The sequence below is a fragment of the Arcobacter ellisii genome, assembly GCF_003544915.1.
GTDB classification, from domain to species: Bacteria; Campylobacterota; Campylobacteria; order Campylobacterales; family Arcobacteraceae; genus Aliarcobacter; species Aliarcobacter ellisii.
In genome coordinates this window covers 2,783,212-2,799,949 of the sequence record NZ_CP032097.1, presented here as the reverse complement: position 1 = coordinate 2,799,949, position 16,738 = coordinate 2,783,212, and the positions used below count along the sequence as shown (strand labels likewise).

Sequence of the window (16,738 nt, the reverse complement as noted above, 5' to 3'; positions counted from 1 at the left end):
CTATTTATAAACTCTTTAATTGTAATTACTAGATATTATATCTAAATTTTTTATAAAAGAGCTTCAAATAGAACTAAAGTGCGCAAAAATGTGGAAAATTTAAAGTTATACACATAGTGAATAAGTAGTGAATAATTTTTTTCTTTTAAATAAAATTATATTATGAAAATACGATTATATCGAACTTTATTCTATGTGAATAAAAAATAAACAAAAAGAGTGAAAAGTTGAAAATATTAGGAATTGACCCAGGAACTAGAAACTGTGGATATGCAATTGTTGAAAAGAATGGAAGGGATTTAAAACTTATTGAAGCAGGGCTTATAAAAATCAAAACAAAGATTTTACAAGAACAAATTGTAGAGATGACAGAAGGGTTTGATTTGTTATTTCAAAAACATAAAATTGATGAAGTCTCAATTGAAGATATGTTTTATGCCTTTAATCCAAAAACGGTAATTAAACTTGCACAATTTAGAGGAGCAATAAGTTTAAAAATTTTACAAGAGTTTGGAAATTTCGCTGAATATACACCTCTTCAAGTAAAACAAGCAGTAACAGGAAATGGAAAAGCTACAAAAGAGCAGGTGGCATTTATGGTTAAAAGACTTTTAGGAGTTAAAAAAGAGATAAAACCTCTTGATATAACAGATGCAATTGCAATTGCTTTAACCCACGCCCAAAGATTGTAAACTAATTTTAGTTATAATCCAAATTTTAAAAAGATTAGGATAAATGATGACAAAAAAAATTGGAATTTTAGCTTCATATAATGGTAGTGGATTTGAGACAATTCAAAAAGCTATTGAAAATAAAATACTTGATGCAAAAGTTGTAGTTGTTATAACAAACAATACAAATGCAGGAGTTTTAGAAAAAGCAGAATCTTATAATATTCCATATTTTATTATAAATGATAAAAGATACCCAGGTCAGGATATTGATGACAAAATCACAAGATTACTTTTAGAGTTTGGTTGTGATTATATATTTTTATCTGGATATATGAAAAAAATCGAATCAAAACTATTAAATGCATATCCAAATAAAATAATAAATACTCATCCCGCAATTCTTCCATCTATTTATGGTGGAGTTGGAATGTATGGTAGATTTGTACATGAAGCTGTAATTAAAAACGGTGAAAAAGAATCAGGTGTAACAATTCATTATGTAAATGAAGTTTACGATGAAGGTGAAAAGATTTTAGTAAAAAAAATAAGTTTAGATGAAAATGAAACAGTTGATAGTTTAGAAGAAAAAATTAAAAATTTGGAAAAAGAGGCTATTGTTGAGGCATTTAAAAAACTATTAGCTTAAAAGCTAATAGTTTTTATTTAAAAGTAGCAGCTAAATCTTCAGCTGTTTTAATAAATTTTACATCAGTAATTTTAGAGTTATCTAAAGTAATGATTGTAATTTTATCTTCTTGCACAGGAAATAAAGCTTTGTTATCTTCATCAATTAATAAAATTGGGAAAGAGTAATTTTTCATTTTTGGAAGAGCAACAAATTTAGAAATCAGACTTGGCATTCCTGTAATATCTGCAACATAAGCAATATTATTTGTTGTTAAAAAATCATTTCCTTTAGAGTTTAAAAACTCTTTGATTGTATTACTTTCTTCTTTTGTTGCACTAAAAATTATAGTTTTAATTTTTGCATCAACAGTGTGGTCTTTTTCAAATTGATCTTTGATTGTAAGAACTGGAAGATTGTTTCCAACTGTTAAAGAATTAGCAAAAGCACTTAATCCTAAAAATATTGTAAGTAGTAATTTTTTTATCATTTTTTTCCTTTGGTATTAAAATTGTGAGATTCTATCTATAAAAAGTAAACAAAAAGTTAAGAGAGTTTTGGCAAGTGCCATTTTCTATAATATGCAAGTAATCTTAAAGCAACTCCAAAAATAAAAACAATTGTAATTGTTCCTAAATTTCTTAACTCAAGAACTTCTAAAATAAACATAATAGAAGCGATAATTAGTGCAACAGTGGCATAAAATTCTGAAACTAAAATAGATGGAACTCTATTTATTAAAATATCTCTTATTGTTCCCCCACCAACTGCTGTTAAAAAAGCAAGAATTAAAACACCTAAGAAGTTAAATTCATTTTGAATAGCAACAATTGAACCTGTAATTGAAAAAGAGACTAAACCAATTGCATCAGAGATTATAAAAGCAGTTTTCCCTTCTAAATCATCAATTTTATGAAGTTTAAAAAGTAAAGCAATTAAAACAGTAAAAACAACTAAAATAACAGGTAGATTTGTAGTAAAAACGTAAGGAGTTCTATCTGCAAGTACATCTCTAATCATTCCACCACCAAGGGCAGTTAAAAATGAAGAAATAAATACACCTAAGATATCAAGTTTGTAGTGAACAGCAATTAAAAAACCACTCAGTGCAAAACAAATAATTCCTATAATATCAGCTATTTCCAATGCACTCATAAATTAAATTCTCCAAAAATTGATATAAATTTTGGGATTATACTCTATTTGAGTTAAAAGATTGAAAGACCAGTTTTTGTAGTAAATAACTCTAAAGCTTTTGTTCCAATAAGTGAGTTTCCTTGACTATTTAATCTTGGAGAGTAAACACAAATTGCCATTTTTTTAGGAACAATGGCAACAATTCCTCCACCAACTCCACTTTTTCCTGGAAGTCCAACTTTATATGCGAAATCACCACTTGCATCATAGTGACCACAAGTAAGCATTAAAGAGTTAATTCTTTTTGCTTTTGATTCAGTTAAAATAGTTTCATTTGTAAGAGGATTTACTCCATGATTTGCCAAAAAAAGTACAGAACGTGCAAGTTGAGCTGGACTCATCATAATAGAGCATTGTTTAAAATAAGTTTCTATTACATCATCTATTTGATTATAAATATTACCAAAACTCTTTATCATATTTATAAGTGCATAATTTCTAAACCCATGCTCTAATTCAGAGTGAAAAATCTCTTCATCAAAATTTATTGTGTCATCATTTGCAACAGTTCTTATAAATTCTAAAATTTGATTAAAAGTATTATCTTTATAAATTGAAACTAAACTATCAGCTGTAACTATTGCACCTGCATTTATAAATGGATTTCTAGGGATTCCATTTTCATATTCAAGTTGAACTAAAGAGTTAAAGGGATTTCCAGAAGGTTCATGACCAACTCTTTTATATAACTCTTTTCCATAATAGTTTAAAGCTAGTGTAAATGTGAAAACTTTTGAGATACTTTGGATAGAAAACTTTTTATTCACTTCTCCAACTCCAAATGATGTTCCGTCAAACATTTGGAGTGAGATTGAAAATTGATTAGGATTTACATTAGCAAGAGCTGGGATATAATCAGCAACTTTACCTTCACCAAAAAGAGGTAAGATTTCTCTTTCTATTTCTTCTAAAATTGCTTGATAATTCATTACTCTCCTAATAATTCTTTCATTGCCTCTGCTGTTTTTCTAATTTCCCATTGAGCATGAGAATCAAGTCTTAATTTGAAATAATTTTCAAGTTGAGTTGGTTGGAAACCTCCCCAAATTTGTGAATATCCAGCTTGTGGAATTATTCTTCTTGCTTCTTGAGGTTTTACACCATCTTCTAAAGCTTTATAATAGTGTTCTAAACAGATATCTAAAATCTGCTCAGTTGTTCCACCTTCACTTGTTACATCTTTCATTTTTTCAGATATATAAAATTCAAAAGGTACTCTTTTCCCACTTACATATCTTCTACTTAATTCTTGCCAATTAACTCTATGTCTTACCATTTGGCTTCTTGTTGGGAAATCAACTTTAAATAAAAATACTTTGAAATGTTCTTTGATAATTTTACACTCTTCAGGTGTGTTATAAGTGGTTCTAATATCAAAACTATATGCTTTTGGATTATTTTCAAAATCATAAACTAAAGCTCTATAATTTGTAAGGAGATATTTTCCATCACAAATTAATTCACCAAATTTTTTAGTGTTTGAATATTCTGGTGCTAAAATCTCTTTATGTTTTTCATTTTTTGGGTCAAGTAAAACTGGAACAAATTCAAAAGATGAACTTGGCAATCCTTGAGATTCTGCCATAAGTCTGTTGTATAAAGATTCACTTCCTAATGCTTTTGGTGATTGATAACAAATTGAAGCAACTTGAGTAATAGCTAAGATTCTATTCTCTTCATTTAGGTTTGCAGTTGAAAAATCCCAGTTTTCCACAAAAGCAATATTATCTTCAAAGATATTCTCTTTTTTATTTATAAGTTGAATCATTTTATACCTTTATATATAATTGGGAGGAATTATAAAAAAAAAGTACTTAAATTCATCAATCAAAGGTTTTTGTATATATTTCTGAATATGTTTTTTGATATTATAAACTATTATTTTTTATTAAAATTAGGTGTTAAAGTGAATATAAAAAAAATTGTAAAAATTAGTTTTATAATTATCTCATTTATTGTTTTGCTTATAGGTATGATTAATACAACAATTATTTATCAAATCAGAGAAAATAATCTTACTAAACAATTAATTAATGATTTAGTATCAATGCAAGAAAAAATGAATGAATTATTAAAAGATACAACTTTAGTAACTTCACTTGATGAATTAGAATCTAAAAAAGCAAGTTTTATAAAATATGAATTAGAGTTTGAAGAGATTGAAAAAATTTTTAGTTTAAGAGATGAAAATGATTTTGTAGATTTTTTTATCTCAGATATTCACAAAGATAAAATTATCTCTTCAAAATTACAATTATTGTATGAAAGTGAAAAACAAATTGAAGAGGCATTTGACACAATTTATGAGTTAGAAAAAGAGAAAATCAACTTAAAAAATCAATTTGATATAGATTATCCAATAGAAAATGATATTAGAAAAAGTATTGATTTAAAAATTCAAGAATTAAAAGATTATGAATTATATCGATTATTTAGTGATGTAAAATATTATAGTAAAGAGACACTTTATCAATATAGAAATCAAATAACACTAGATAAATGGCTAAAAAAAATAGAGTTATTTAATGAAAAATATAATCATCAAGAAATAGATGAATATAAACAAATAGTTACTAAAGTAGGAAATCAGGTTGTTTTATTAAAAAATATTGAAGATAAAGAGGATGATTTACGAAGCAAAATTTATAATGTAGTTAACCAAAATAAAATATATAGTTCTGAAATTGAAAAGAAAATAGTAGAACTATCAACGAATTTTATAAATCTTACATATTTTGCAATTTTACTTTTAGTTGTTCTAATCATTTTATTTATAACTATTTTGGGATATAAAGTTTATAAAAATGTTGGTTTATCTGTTGATGAAATTGAAACAAAAGTACAAGAGGGTTTAGAAGAGATAAAAAATCTAAATCAAGAGATTGAAAAAACTCAAAAAGAAGTAGTTTTTACAATGGGTGCTATTGGAGAAAGTAGAAGTAAAGAGACAGGAAATCATGTAAAAAGAGTTGCTGAGTATTCAAAACTTTTAGCTTTATATTATGGTTTAGATGAAAAAGAAGCAGAGATGTTAAAACAAGCAAGTCCAATGCATGATATTGGAAAAGTTGCTATTCCAGATGCAATCTTAAATAAACCAGGTCGTTTTGATGAAAATGAACGAGAAATTATGAATACCCATGCAGCTTTGGGATATGAAATGCTTAAACATTCAAATAGACCATTATTAAAAATGGCTGCAATTGTTGCAAATGAACACCATGAAAAATGGGATGGAAGTGGATATCCAAGAGGATTAAGTGGTGAAAATATTCATATTTATGGAAGAATTACAGCACTTGCAGATGTATTTGATGCACTTGGAAGTGATAGAGTTTATAAAGCTGCTTGGAATGATGAAAAAATATTTAATCTTTTTAAAGAGGAAAGAGCAAAACATTTTGACCCAAAACTTATAGATATTTTCTTTGAACATTTAGATGAATTTTTAAAAATAAGAGAGACTTTTAAAGATAAGTTTTAATAAAGGGAGATACCCTTTATTTTTGTATTAAATATTTAATAGTTGGACCACTACTATCTATATTTAAAACCTTATATCCATGATTTTTTGCATCAATTGGAATATTATTTATACTTTGTGGACAATCACTAATTATTTCTAAGATTTCACCTTTTTGTAAACTTTCCATTGCTTCAAGTGTTTTAACAGCAGGATATGGACAAGGTTCACCTTGCATATCAAGTCTATAATCTGGAATAATATTTTCTTTCATAGATTAATTTCCTTTATTTTTTAGTTTTTGTTTGTAATTTCTTTCTAGTTTTAAAATTAATAAAAATAGTAAAAATAGCAAAATATAATTCATAAATAATCCGCCATAAGAACCAAATGATTCAAGAAGATTTATTTTTGGCCAAGAAGTTGCAAGTGATATTGAAAAACTATCCCAAGTAAATGCAAGAAAAGTTGCTCCTATTACATTTCCAATTCCAACAATCCAAAAGTGAACTTGTCCTTCAACAGCTCTATACATCCAACCACATTCACAACCACCAGCTAAAACAATTCCAAAACCAAACAATAATCCACCAAGTATTGCATTTGGTCCTGCCCACATAATTTTTGCAGGAGTTCCAATCATAATATAACTAAATACACCAATTGTAGAAACAGCCATTCCAATTACAATTGCAATTGCAAGTTCATTTCTTCCAGTTGTAAAAATATCTCTAAATGCAGATGTAAAACAAATTTGAGCTTTTGCAATCAATAAACCAAAAGCACATCCAAAAAGTACGGCAATACCAAGTTTTTGGCTATTTGCAAAAAATATTAAATATAAAGCCCAAATAATTGCAGCAATAAATACAAAAGTACCAAATTTAAAAAATGAGTTTATTTGTGTTTCATCTTTTTGCAACTCTTTACTACAAGATACCTTTTGAAGTTTGATTTTTGATTGGAAAAAAGGAAGCATAGTTACTTTTGTCCCTAAATAAACACCAACAATCATAGCAATTGTAAAAAACCAAGCATGTACTGAAAATTGAGGAATACCCGTAAATAAACTAGCTAAGTTACAACCCATTCCAAGTCTTGCTCCAAATCCTGCGATTATTCCACCTATTAAAGCTTGAGCAATCCTGATGTTACTTGCAGGCATTCTAAGTTTTACATTATTTCCCCAAAAAGCAGCAGCAATACAACCAGCAAACATACCAATAATCATTACTCCATCAATACGAGTTAGGGAAGTTCCTTCCATCTTCATGATTTTGTAATATCCCCAATTGCTTATATCAACACCAAAAAATTGTAAGATGTGGCCTCCCCATCTTGTAAACTCTCCTGTAACTGCCCAATATGTTCCAGTTATACCAAAATAGTAAGCTGCAAGCACTCCCAGTGCTATAACAGCAGGTGTTGGACGCCAAAAATTAACCATATAGGTTTGTCTAAATTGCTTGAAATAATCCACGCAAAATCCTTTCAACATTATGTTTTGATTTTGAAATTTTTTGGATAATGCTTTTTCTTAAAAGTATTACTATCCGAAGTTTGAGATTAAAAAGTAATTGTCTCTATTTGTACCACAAATCTAAAGGCTGAAATGATAGTTAAAAATTACTTATAATTGTTTGAAATGGTAAAAATTTATTTACCATTAGTGAAATGAATTTTAAAAATATTAAACTCATTTTCATAAGAATATAAAAGTTGGAAATGATGTTTATCAACAATTTTTTTTACAATACTTAATCCCAAACCAAAACCATCTCTTTGAGAGAGTTCTTGAGTAAAGGGTTTTAAATAATATTCAAACTCTTTAGAGAGTGATTTCCCTTTATTTAAAACGCAAATTTCATTTTTATCTACTTTTATTATTATTGGAAATGAAGTTGCATATTTTAGTGCATTGTCAATTAAGTTTTTTAGTGCAATTGAAAGGTAATATAAATCGGCATTTATTTTAAAATCTTCATTTATCTCTATTTGGATTTTTGATTCATCATCTAAATATAGTTTTCCTAAAGATTCTAAAACTAAAGTTTCAGCACTAAATGTTGTTGGATTTAATTTAGTTAGATTTAGTTTTTCAAGTTCAATTAACTCATTTGTCAAAGTTTCTAAATCAGAAAAAATCTTTTTTAGTAACTCTTTTTGAGAAAAATCATCTATTTTTTCAATTGCAAATTTTCCTTTTGCTATTGGAGTTCGCAGTTCATGTCCAATATCTCTTAAAAGTTCTTCCCTTGTTTTTATAGAGTTTTCTAGTGAACTTGCCATATTATTAAAACTATTTGCCAAAGTTCCTATTTCATCATTTGAGTTTATATCTATTCTTGTTGATAAATCACCAGATGCAAAATTTTTTATATCTTTTGTAATAGTTTTTAGAGGTGATAAAAGTTTTAAAATATATAAAAAGATTAATAAAAGAGTAAAAATATCTAAAAATACAAGAAGATTTAAAATAGTTTTATCATTAAGATTTTCTTCATCGGCAGTTTTTAAAATATACTCTTCATCTAAATAGTTTATTTTTATAATAAACTCATCATCAAAAGTTTTTTTTAAAATAAGAATATGTCCAAAAGTATAGTTTTGTTCATAAATTATCTCTTCATTGGAAATTTTGAAATCTTTTAAAAGTTCTAATTGATTTCTTTGAAATATAGTATTTATATAGTTTTTATTTTCAATATTTCTAAAAATATCTTCTATTACTTTTAGGTATTTCTCTTTTACTAAATTATCCATTCTTTTTGAATTTATATTATCAATCCACGAACCAATGGTAATCATCAAAATAAAACTCAAAACAAATAAAATAGATATTTTTTTTAATATTGACATAATTTATCCAACAAACTTATAACCAATTCCCCAAACAGATTTTATATATTTAGGGTTTTTTGAATCATCACCAATTTTAAATCTTATGTTTGAAATATGCATATCAATAGTTCTATTTTTTGTATTTATATCTAAAGAAGTTGCATTTAAAATCTGTTCTCTTGAAGAGATTTTATTTTGATTTTCAATTAAAAACAGAAAAATTTCAAACTCAATTTTTGTAAAGTCAATTGGATAATTATCCATAAATACAGTACGATTTTCCTTATCAATTACAAAATCACCAATATTTATAGTTTTGTTAAAACTTTTTTTCAAAATATGTTCAATTCTTAAAACCAATTCTCTTGGTTCATAAGGTTTTGCAAGATAATCATCAGCTCCAAGTTCAAAACCATGGATTTTATTTCCAATATCTCCTCTAGCACTTGAGATTATTATTGGAGTATTTTTGATTTGTTTTAATTTTTTAAACAGATCAAATCCATCCATTTCAGGAAGCATCAAATCTAAAATTATAATTGAGTAGTCATTTTCTTTAAAATTTTCAATGGCATCTTTTGGTTGGTCAAAAGCAATACAATCAAATCCATAATCTTTTAAATATTCGATTATAAATTTTTGCATTTGTAAATCATCTTCAATCAATAAAACTTTTTTATTCAATTTCCCACTCCTCTAAATAATCAGCAAACTCTTCTTTTTGTTTTTCATTTAAAACTTCATGGATTTTTTTGATTCTTTTTACTTCAAGTTTTGTGGCTTTTGTTTTTAAATCCATAATAGTTCTATAATATAATTCTTCATCAAAATTATCTGCTTTTATAATATCTTCTAAAATATCTTCTTGTTTTTCTTTGTATTCATAAAAATCTTCATAATCTTTTTTTAACTCAACTAAAGCCTTTTTTATAGCTTTTGCTTGTTCATTAGTTAAATCTAAATAATCAAGATTTTTGTATGAGTGTTTATATTTATGTTTATCTTCATCGGCATTTAGAACTAAAAGTAAACTACTTAAAATCAGAAATATCTTTAATATTTTCATTTTCAATTAATCCTTTTTCTATATCACTATGACAAGCTTTGCAGTTTGCTTGGCTTTTAATTTTTTCATTTTCAAAAATCTCTTTTGGAATATTTTTGTGTTTTCTTTTCCAATAATCTGTTTGACTTAAAGCTATTATATCTTTATTATTTATTGAATTCAAAAAATTCCAACTAGCTTTCATAGTTGAAGTTTCAGCACTATTTTTTACTAAAAATGCCAAAATCTCTTTATTTGTTTGCATATCAAGTGAAGCATCATCTCCAAAATGATTTTCTAAATCATTCATTATAAGTTCCCATGATTTTTTAGGCAAAAGATTAGCAGGGTATAGAGTATGGCAACTTCCACACTCGGTTACAAAAACTTCATTTTGTGTCTTATAATCTATTGGTTCAAACTTTGAAGCAATAAGAACATTTTTTGGTTCTATTAAATTAAATATCAAAAATCCTATAAAGAAAATAAACATTAAAAGAGCAAAAAGTTTTTGAAAAATATTTAATTTGATATTTTCACTCTCATTTGTTATTTTATAACCTGTAACTATTGAATTTAATGTTTCATGTTTTTTATGTAAAAATTTATCTACAATCACACCACTTACATGAGCAACAATTAAAGCTATAAGAATATTTGCGAATATTTCATGAATCTCTTTAAATAGTTTCATCTCTTTAAAATAAGAGTTATTTAAAAAAGATAAGATACCTTTTCCTTCTTGTATTCCAAAGGCTAAAATCCCTGTAATAATCGCTAAAAAAGTCACAACTAACATAGTTATCATTACATAAGAAGCAAGAGGATTATGTCCTAAATATTTTTGATTTTCTTCAAAAAGATTATTTAAAAACTCTTTTACATTTTGTTTACCAGTTGGAAAATCTTTAAATCTTGAATATTTAGGTCCAAAAAAGCCCCAACAAACTCTAAAAATCAAAAGAATTAATATTGCATAACCAATAACTGCGTGATAGTTTAATAATTTATCATCATCTGTTAAAAAAACTAATAATATAAAAACTGCAAACAAAGAGTGAAACACTCTTGTTGGCAATGACCAGATATATGATTTTTCCATAATTTATCCTTTAATCATCTTCCCATTTACCAAAATTTGGGATTTTTATATCTCTTTCACTATAAATTCCTTTGTCTGCTGTTGTATGACAAGCTATACAATTAAACAGACCTTTTACCTCTTTTTGAGTAATTAAATCTTTTCTAATTTCTCTATGTTTTTTTATCATATAAGGTGTTGTTGAAATAGAATCAGCAATTTGTCCAGCTGGAATACTTGAAACTATTCTATTACTTCTTTTATATTGCATATTTTTTTCTGCACTATTATCGTTTAAATATTTTGATAAAGTTTGAAAAGTTTTATCATCAAGTGTTGCATCACTATTAAAGTGATTATCTAAATTTGCCATCATTTTTTCCCAAGCATTACTTGGAAGTAATCCTGGTTGATAAGGAAAGTGACAACTTCCACACTCTTTTATATATAAATCATTTTTAACAGGTGCTACATCTGGTGTTGAAGAATATCCTTCAGCAAATAGGGCGTTTATCATTAAACCTAAAAAAATTAAATATTTCATTTTTTATCCTTTATTGATTTATGATGTATGTAGTTACATCACCTTTTTCAAGTGCTGTTCCTTCACGATTGTAAACATCATTGAAGTTTCTTTTCATCCATTTCTCAATAGTAGCAACATCTGTAAATCTCTCTTTATTAGCCTTTGGAGAAAGTGGTTCTATAACTTTTCCTGTAAAGATATTTTCACCAGATTTTTGTAAATTTGTTCCATGACAACTTGTACATGAAATCTCTTTGCCTTTTTTCCCTATATGTTTTGAAGTGAAAATCTCTTCACCTCTTTTTGCATCAAAACCTTTAAAAGATGGATTTTCTTTTAAAACTTCTTGTTTTAGAGAGTTTAAGTATTCATCAACTGTTGCACTAAAACTTAAACTTGCAACTAAGGCTGTAATAATTAAAGCTTTCATAATTCCTCCTAATATTTTTATTATTAGAAGTTTAGAGGAATAGTTTAAATTTTTGTTGTTAAGTTAATTGACAATTTCTTGACAAAGTTTAAAAAATATCTATTAAAATAATAAGCCAAGTAATTACAAAAATAAAAATACTTAAAAACACAATTGCACTACCAACATCTTTTGCTCGTCCTGCCATATCATGATGTTCTAAAGTTACTAAATCAACAACACGTTCAATTGCACTATTTGTTGTTTCTGCTAATATCATACCCATTAAGGTAATAAACATTAAAGCTTTGTTTGTTAGAGTTGTGTCTATAAAGATGATAACTGGTAATAAAATAAGAGTAATAATCAACTCAATTTTAAATGAAGTTTCCGTTTTTATTAAATCAACTAAACCTTTTAATGCGTAAGATGTATTTTTAAAAAAATTATATTTTGGTTGGTTTCTCAAGAATTTGCCTTTGTTTAAATGAAATGAATTTTACAATTATTAGAATAATAATCCAAGCTAAAAGCATAGTGATTATAGTATGACTTAGAAAATGGTCTCCTAAAAGCATTTTATATGTTCCCATACTCCAAGCTAAAATTATTGTTCCAATAAGAGCAATTTTTTGATGTTTTGGTTTTTTAAATAAAAAAAATAGTGACATTAAAGCAAAGCCACCACTTGCATGACCTGCTGGCCAACATTTTGCTTTTGATTTTTGGATAAAATCTTCAGGATATTTATCAAACACTTTTATATCAGGATAAGTTCCTCCAAAATTTATAATATTGCAAGGACAAGGAGTATTTGTAATAGCCTTTAAAGTTCCAACAATACTTGGAATAAAAATAGCTGAAAGTAAAATTATCAAAAGACCTTTTTTATACTCTTGAATAATTTGCTTTTTTCTAAAAAATAGTAAAGCTATTAATATTAAAACATTAAAAATAATAATAGCTTTTTTTAATCCATCATATAAAAAGAGTTTTAATATAGGTTCATTTTTATCTATTAACCAATTTTTTGATTCAAAATCATAAAAAAATGATTGAATAAAAATATCAAGATTTGTAAATTGAAATAGACAAATTACAACTATTAATAAAATAGTTGTAAGTAAAATCTGTTTATTCAGGTTTTCTTGAGTCATTTAAAATATCCATATCTTTTTTATAAACATCTGTTTCTACTTCAAAAAGCCCTAAAAGTGTATGAAATAGATTATCTTGTGAAAACTCTTTGTTTTTGTAAGTGTTTAATTTTTCAATATTATAATCCTCTTTCATTTCTCCATCGCCTAACCATAAAAGTGAAGCTATGTGTTTTTGTTCATTTGGAGCAATCATATATGGCATTCCATGTAGATAAAAACCATTTTCTCCTAAGCTTTCCCCATGGTCACTCATATAAAACATTGCTGTTTCATGAGTATTTGAATATGGTTTTAAGAAGTTGATTACTTTTGATAAGAAATAATCAGTGTATAAAATCGCGTTATCATAAGCATTACTTACTTCTTCTTGTGTACACTCTTCAAGTTGATTTGTTTTACAAACAGGAGTGAATTTTTCAAACTCTTTTGGATATCTTTTATAATAAGCAGGCCCATGATTTCCCATTTGATGAAGAACTATTAATATATCTTTATCTTTGTGATTTTTGATATATTCATCAAGACCTAGTAGCATTCCTTCATCTCTACACTCAACATCATCACACTTTGTATTTGTTTGTGAAGTTCTATAATCTTCAAAATCAACTCTTAATGCAACTCCTTTTGAATCAGAGTTATTATCTCTCCATAAAATGTCTATATTGTTTGTATGTTTTAAAACATCTAAAACATTTTGTGTTGAAATACCTTTTTTATAATCATAATCAGCTTTATCAAAAATAGAAAACATACAAGGAACAGATTGGGCAGTAGCTGTTCCACAAGAGTACATATTAGGGAAATTTATAATCTCTTCTTGTTTTAATAAAGGATTAGTATCTTTTTCATATCCATTTAATGAAAATCTATCAGCTCGTGCTGCTTCTCCTACAACCATAATAATTAACTCTTTTTTTTCTTCCTCTTCAATAGTTTTTTCAGGAATTACTTTGGCATCTGTTCCTATCTCTTTTAAAACAATAGGACCACTATTTAAAGATTTATTTATATAATTACCAACACTATAAATCCAATAAATAGGATTTACATGAAATCTTAAAGGTTTATGTTCTCTAAAAAATGATGTATAAAATTTATTGAAACTAAATAGAATAATTAAAATTACTATGATAGATAAAACAACTGTTTTTAATTTTGAAAATAACTCTTTTCTAAATGGTTTATATTCAATTTTTATTTTATAGATAAAATAACTAGGAAGAATTGCTAAAAAGAATACATATAAAACAAGTTTGAAACTAAATAAATCTGATGATTCAGCTAGATTTGTTTGTAAACTATTTCTAATCATTTCACTATCAATTACAACGTGGTATGTATCCATAAAATAAGCAGTAAATGCTGATATAACCGTAGTGATTAATAAAATAGGTTTTGTTGTATATTTTGAACTTAATATCGTAAAAAATAGAGTTAAAAAACTAATTAATAATATAGCAGTTGATAATACATAGATTTTATTAAAACCTTGAAAACTATATGTGTTTACAACATTTGTAAAAAATGAAAAGTTGTAAAAAAGTGTGAAAAAAAGAGTACTTAAAAAAATAAGCTTATATTGTGAAAAATTTCTCAAAAAATACCTTTATATATAAATTTTTGAAAGTATAAATATAATTAATGAATAAAAGATGAACAAATTATGAATTTTTGTTCATATTCCTAAATTTTTCTAAATATAAGATTTTAAGCTATTTTTTAGTATAATCGCGAAAATTTATAAAAAGAGAACCAATGAGAGACATTAGAAATATCGCAGTAATTGCACACGTTGACCACGGAAAAACAACACTAGTTGATGAATTACTAAAACAATCAGGAACTTTTTCATCACACCAAAACGTTGATGAAAGAGTTATGGATAGTAATGCTATCGAAAAAGAAAGAGGAATTACTATTCTTTCTAAAAATACAGCAATTGATTACGAAGGTGTAAGAATTAACATTATTGATACTCCAGGACACGCCGATTTTGGTGGAGAAGTTGAGAGGGTTTTAAAAATGGTTGACTCTGTTTTACTTCTTGTAGATGCACAAGAAGGGGTTATGCCACAAACAAAATTCGTTGTTAAAAAAGCATTATCTTTAGGACATAGACCAATCGTTGTTGTAAACAAAATTGATAAACCAGCAGCTGAGCCTGATAGAGTTGTTGATGAAGTATTTGACTTATTTGCACAAATGGATGCAAATGAAGAGCAATTAGAATTCCCAGTTATTTATGCAGCAGCTAGAGATGGGTATGCAAGATTTGATGCAAATGATGGAAATATGGATTTAAAACCATTATTTGAAACTATTTTAAAAGAAGTTCCAAAACCTCAAGGTGCTGATGAAAATGGATTACAACTTCAAGTATTTACATTAGATTATGATAATTTCATTGGAAAAATCGGAATCGCTAGAATTTTTAACGGAACAATTTCTCAAGGTGAAACAGTTCTTTTAGTTAAAGCTGATGGTGAAAAAGTAAAAGGAAGAGTTTCTAAACTTATTGGATTTAAAGGTTTAGAAAGAATAGATATTAAAACTGCTGGTGCTGGTGATATTGTTGCTGTTGCTGGTTTTGAAACAATTGATGTTGGAGATTCTTTATGTGATCCATTAAATCCAATGCCACTTGACCCAATGCACATCGAAGAGCCAACTTTATCTGTTACTTTTGCAGTTAATGATTCTCCACTTGCTGGAACAGAAGGTAAATTTGTTACTTCAAACAAAATTGATGAGAGATTAAAAGCAGAGATGAACACTAATATTGCTATGGGTTATGAGCAAATTGGTGAAGGTAAATTTAAAGTAAACGGAAGAGGTGAGCTTCAAATTACTATTCTTGCTGAAAATATGAGAAGAGAAGGTTTTGAGTTCTGTATTGGAAGACCTGAAGTTATTATTAGAGAAGAAAATGGTGTAAAAATGGAGCCATTTGAGCATTTAGTAATCGACTTACCAGATGAATTTTCAGGTGCAATTATTGAAAAACTTGGAAAAAGAAAAGCAACTATGACAAACATGGTTCCAATGGGTGAAGGTTATACAAGACTTGAGTTTGAAATTCCAGCAAGAGGATTAATTGGTATTAGAACAGAGTTCTTAACTGAAACAAAAGGTGAGGGTGTTATGAATCACTCATTCTTAGAGTTCAGACCATATTCAGGAACAGTTGAAAGTAGAAAATATGGAGCATTAGTTTCTATGGAAAATGGAGAAGCTTTAGGTTATTCAATTTTTAACTTACAAGATAGAGGGGTAATGTTCATTAAACCTCAAGATAAAGTTTATGTTGGAATGGTAATTGGACAACACGCAAAAGATAACGATTTAGATGTAAATCCTATTAAAGGAAAAGCTCAATCAAACGTTAGATCTTCTGGTGCTGATGAAGCTATTAAATTAGTTCCACCAAGAACGATGTCTTTAGAAAACGCTTTAGAGTGGATTGAAGATGATGAATTAGTTGAAGTAACTCCTTTATCTGTAAGAGTAAGAAAAAGAGAATTAGACCCAACAGTTAGAAAAAGAACTGCAAAAAAAGAGAAATTCGCTTAATAATAGAATAAATTTTTCTTAAGCGAAACTTGAAGCTTTAGCTTCAATGTTGAGAAAAAAAGAGAAATTTGCATAATATAAAATAGTTTTATCAAAAACTATTCAAAAGGGAGAAGATTATACATCTTCTCCCTTTTTTTATGGTTT

The 16,738-nt window shown here is 26.9% G+C and carries 19 protein-coding genes; 4 read left to right on the top strand and 15 right to left on the bottom strand.

Annotated elements, in window-relative coordinates; translation table 11 throughout:
- Positions 1-227: 227 nt before the first annotated feature.
- Both ruvC and purN read left to right on the top strand, forming a co-directional pair.
- The gene (gene ruvC / locus AELL_RS14210; protein ID WP_118918585.1) at positions 228-692 is read left to right on the top strand and encodes a crossover junction endodeoxyribonuclease RuvC; all 465 of its coding nucleotides are present in this window, start codon (positions 228-230) and stop codon (positions 690-692) included.
- 43 nt (positions 693-735) lie between these two features.
- Positions 736-1,320, top strand: a complete 585-nt coding sequence (purN, locus tag AELL_RS14205) for a phosphoribosylglycinamide formyltransferase (protein ID WP_429697860.1) — start codon at positions 736-738, stop codon at positions 1,318-1,320.
- Positions 1,321-1,333: 13 nt separating this feature from the next.
- Here the strand turns inward: purN and AELL_RS14200 are convergent, their stop codons facing one another.
- The 4 genes from AELL_RS14200 to AELL_RS14185 are packed head-to-tail and all read right to left on the bottom strand — an operon-like array spanning position 1,334 to position 4,264.
- Entirely contained in the window at positions 1,334-1,789 is a 456-nt protein-coding gene (locus tag AELL_RS14200) for a hypothetical protein (protein WP_118918583.1), read from the bottom strand.
- Positions 1,790-1,845: 56 nt separating this feature from the next.
- Positions 1,846-2,454 (bottom strand): trimeric intracellular cation channel family protein, encoded by a 609-nt coding sequence (locus AELL_RS14195; protein WP_118918582.1) that lies wholly within the window; start codon positions 2,452-2,454, stop codon positions 1,846-1,848.
- A gap of 53 nt (positions 2,455-2,507) precedes the next feature.
- On the bottom strand, positions 2,508-3,425 hold the full coding sequence (locus AELL_RS14190; protein ID WP_118918581.1) for a glutaminase: 918 nt from the start codon (positions 3,423-3,425) through the stop codon (positions 2,508-2,510).
- The gene (locus AELL_RS14185) at positions 3,425-4,264 is read right to left on the bottom strand and encodes an FAD-dependent thymidylate synthase (protein ID WP_118918580.1); all 840 of its coding nucleotides are present in this window, start codon (positions 4,262-4,264) and stop codon (positions 3,425-3,427) included. The genes AELL_RS14190 and AELL_RS14185 overlap by 1 nt, the downstream gene beginning before the upstream one ends.
- A gap of 138 nt (positions 4,265-4,402) precedes the next feature.
- Here AELL_RS14185 and AELL_RS14180 point away from each other — a divergent pair, with 138 nt between their 5' ends.
- Entirely contained in the window at positions 4,403-5,980 is a 1,578-nt protein-coding gene (locus tag AELL_RS14180; protein WP_118918671.1) for an HD-GYP domain-containing protein, read from the top strand.
- Positions 5,981-5,996: 16 nt separating this feature from the next.
- Here AELL_RS14180 and yedF read toward each other — a convergent pair whose 3' ends face one another.
- From yedF to AELL_RS14125, 11 genes are all read right to left on the bottom strand, one after another.
- The gene (yedF, locus tag AELL_RS14175) at positions 5,997-6,233 is read right to left on the bottom strand and encodes a sulfurtransferase-like selenium metabolism protein YedF (RefSeq protein WP_118918579.1); all 237 of its coding nucleotides are present in this window, start codon (positions 6,231-6,233) and stop codon (positions 5,997-5,999) included.
- A gap of 3 nt (positions 6,234-6,236) precedes the next feature.
- Complete coding sequence (yedE, locus tag AELL_RS14170; protein WP_192941203.1) at positions 6,237-7,457, bottom strand: selenium metabolism membrane protein YedE/FdhT; 1,221 nt, start codon at positions 7,455-7,457, stop codon at positions 6,237-6,239.
- Between the two features lie 158 nt (positions 7,458-7,615).
- The gene (locus AELL_RS14165; protein ID WP_118918577.1) at positions 7,616-8,818 is read right to left on the bottom strand and encodes an ArsS family sensor histidine kinase; all 1,203 of its coding nucleotides are present in this window, start codon (positions 8,816-8,818) and stop codon (positions 7,616-7,618) included.
- A 3-nt stretch (positions 8,819-8,821) separates the two neighbouring features.
- The gene (locus tag AELL_RS14160) at positions 8,822-9,484 is read right to left on the bottom strand and encodes a response regulator transcription factor (protein ID WP_118918576.1); all 663 of its coding nucleotides are present in this window, start codon (positions 9,482-9,484) and stop codon (positions 8,822-8,824) included.
- Positions 9,477-9,866 (bottom strand): hypothetical protein, encoded by a 390-nt coding sequence (locus AELL_RS14155; RefSeq protein WP_118918575.1) that lies wholly within the window; start codon positions 9,864-9,866, stop codon positions 9,477-9,479. The genes AELL_RS14160 and AELL_RS14155 overlap by 8 nt, the downstream gene beginning before the upstream one ends.
- Complete coding sequence (locus tag AELL_RS14150) at positions 9,832-10,947, bottom strand: cytochrome b/b6 domain-containing protein (protein WP_118918574.1); 1,116 nt, start codon at positions 10,945-10,947, stop codon at positions 9,832-9,834. Before AELL_RS14150 ends, AELL_RS14155 begins: the two co-directional genes overlap by 35 nt.
- 10 nt (positions 10,948-10,957) lie before the next feature.
- Entirely contained in the window at positions 10,958-11,470 is a 513-nt protein-coding gene (locus AELL_RS14145; RefSeq protein WP_118918573.1) for a diheme cytochrome c, read from the bottom strand.
- A gap of 10 nt (positions 11,471-11,480) precedes the next feature.
- Positions 11,481-11,882 (bottom strand): DUF1924 domain-containing protein, encoded by a 402-nt coding sequence (locus AELL_RS14140; protein WP_118918572.1) that lies wholly within the window; start codon positions 11,880-11,882, stop codon positions 11,481-11,483.
- An 88-nt stretch (positions 11,883-11,970) separates the two neighbouring features.
- Complete coding sequence (locus AELL_RS14135) at positions 11,971-12,330, bottom strand: diacylglycerol kinase (protein ID WP_118918571.1); 360 nt, start codon at positions 12,328-12,330, stop codon at positions 11,971-11,973.
- Positions 12,308-13,018, bottom strand: coding sequence for a phosphatase PAP2 family protein (locus AELL_RS14130; protein ID WP_118918570.1), 711 nt, complete (start codon positions 13,016-13,018; stop codon positions 12,308-12,310). The genes AELL_RS14135 and AELL_RS14130 overlap by 23 nt, the downstream gene beginning before the upstream one ends.
- The gene (locus AELL_RS14125) at positions 12,996-14,618 is read right to left on the bottom strand and encodes a phosphoethanolamine transferase (RefSeq protein ID WP_118918569.1); all 1,623 of its coding nucleotides are present in this window, start codon (positions 14,616-14,618) and stop codon (positions 12,996-12,998) included. The genes AELL_RS14130 and AELL_RS14125 overlap by 23 nt, the downstream gene beginning before the upstream one ends.
- A gap of 158 nt (positions 14,619-14,776) precedes the next feature.
- On the opposite strand from AELL_RS14125, the gene typA reads away from it, so the two are divergent.
- On the top strand, positions 14,777-16,591 hold the full coding sequence (gene typA, locus AELL_RS14120) for a translational GTPase TypA (RefSeq protein WP_118918568.1): 1,815 nt from the start codon (positions 14,777-14,779) through the stop codon (positions 16,589-16,591).
- The last annotated feature ends 147 nt before the right edge of the window (positions 16,592-16,738 follow it).

Excerpts from the sequence above, each read along its gene's own strand:
- purN (WP_429697860.1), top strand. The coding sequence starts at position 736 with ATGATGACAAAAAAAATTGGAATTTTAGCTTCATATAATGGTAGTGGA.
- AELL_RS14200 (WP_118918583.1), bottom strand. The coding sequence starts at position 1,789 with ATGATAAAAAAATTACTACTTACAATATTTTTAGGATTAAGTGCTTTT.
- AELL_RS14195 (WP_118918582.1), bottom strand. The coding sequence starts at position 2,454 with ATGAGTGCATTGGAAATAGCTGATATTATAGGAATTATTTGTTTTGCA.
- AELL_RS14190 (WP_118918581.1), bottom strand. The coding sequence starts at position 3,425 with ATGAATTATCAAGCAATTTTAGAAGAAATAGAAAGAGAAATCTTACCT.
- AELL_RS14185 (WP_118918580.1), bottom strand. The coding sequence starts at position 4,264 with ATGATTCAACTTATAAATAAAAAAGAGAATATCTTTGAAGATAATATT.
- yedF (WP_118918579.1), bottom strand. The coding sequence starts at position 6,233 with ATGAAAGAAAATATTATTCCAGATTATAGACTTGATATGCAAGGTGAA.
- yedE (WP_192941203.1), bottom strand. The coding sequence starts at position 7,457 with ATGTTGAAAGGATTTTGCGTGGATTATTTCAAGCAATTTAGACAAACC.
- AELL_RS14165 (WP_118918577.1), bottom strand. The coding sequence starts at position 8,818 with ATGTCAATATTAAAAAAAATATCTATTTTATTTGTTTTGAGTTTTATT.
- AELL_RS14155 (WP_118918575.1), bottom strand. The coding sequence starts at position 9,866 with ATGAAAATATTAAAGATATTTCTGATTTTAAGTAGTTTACTTTTAGTT.
- AELL_RS14150 (WP_118918574.1), bottom strand. The coding sequence starts at position 10,947 with ATGGAAAAATCATATATCTGGTCATTGCCAACAAGAGTGTTTCACTCT.
- AELL_RS14145 (WP_118918573.1), bottom strand. The coding sequence starts at position 11,470 with ATGAAATATTTAATTTTTTTAGGTTTAATGATAAACGCCCTATTTGCT.
- AELL_RS14140 (WP_118918572.1), bottom strand. The coding sequence starts at position 11,882 with ATGAAAGCTTTAATTATTACAGCCTTAGTTGCAAGTTTAAGTTTTAGT.
- AELL_RS14130 (WP_118918570.1), bottom strand. The coding sequence starts at position 13,018 with ATGACTCAAGAAAACCTGAATAAACAGATTTTACTTACAACTATTTTA.
- typA (WP_118918568.1), top strand. The coding sequence starts at position 14,777 with ATGAGAGACATTAGAAATATCGCAGTAATTGCACACGTTGACCACGGA.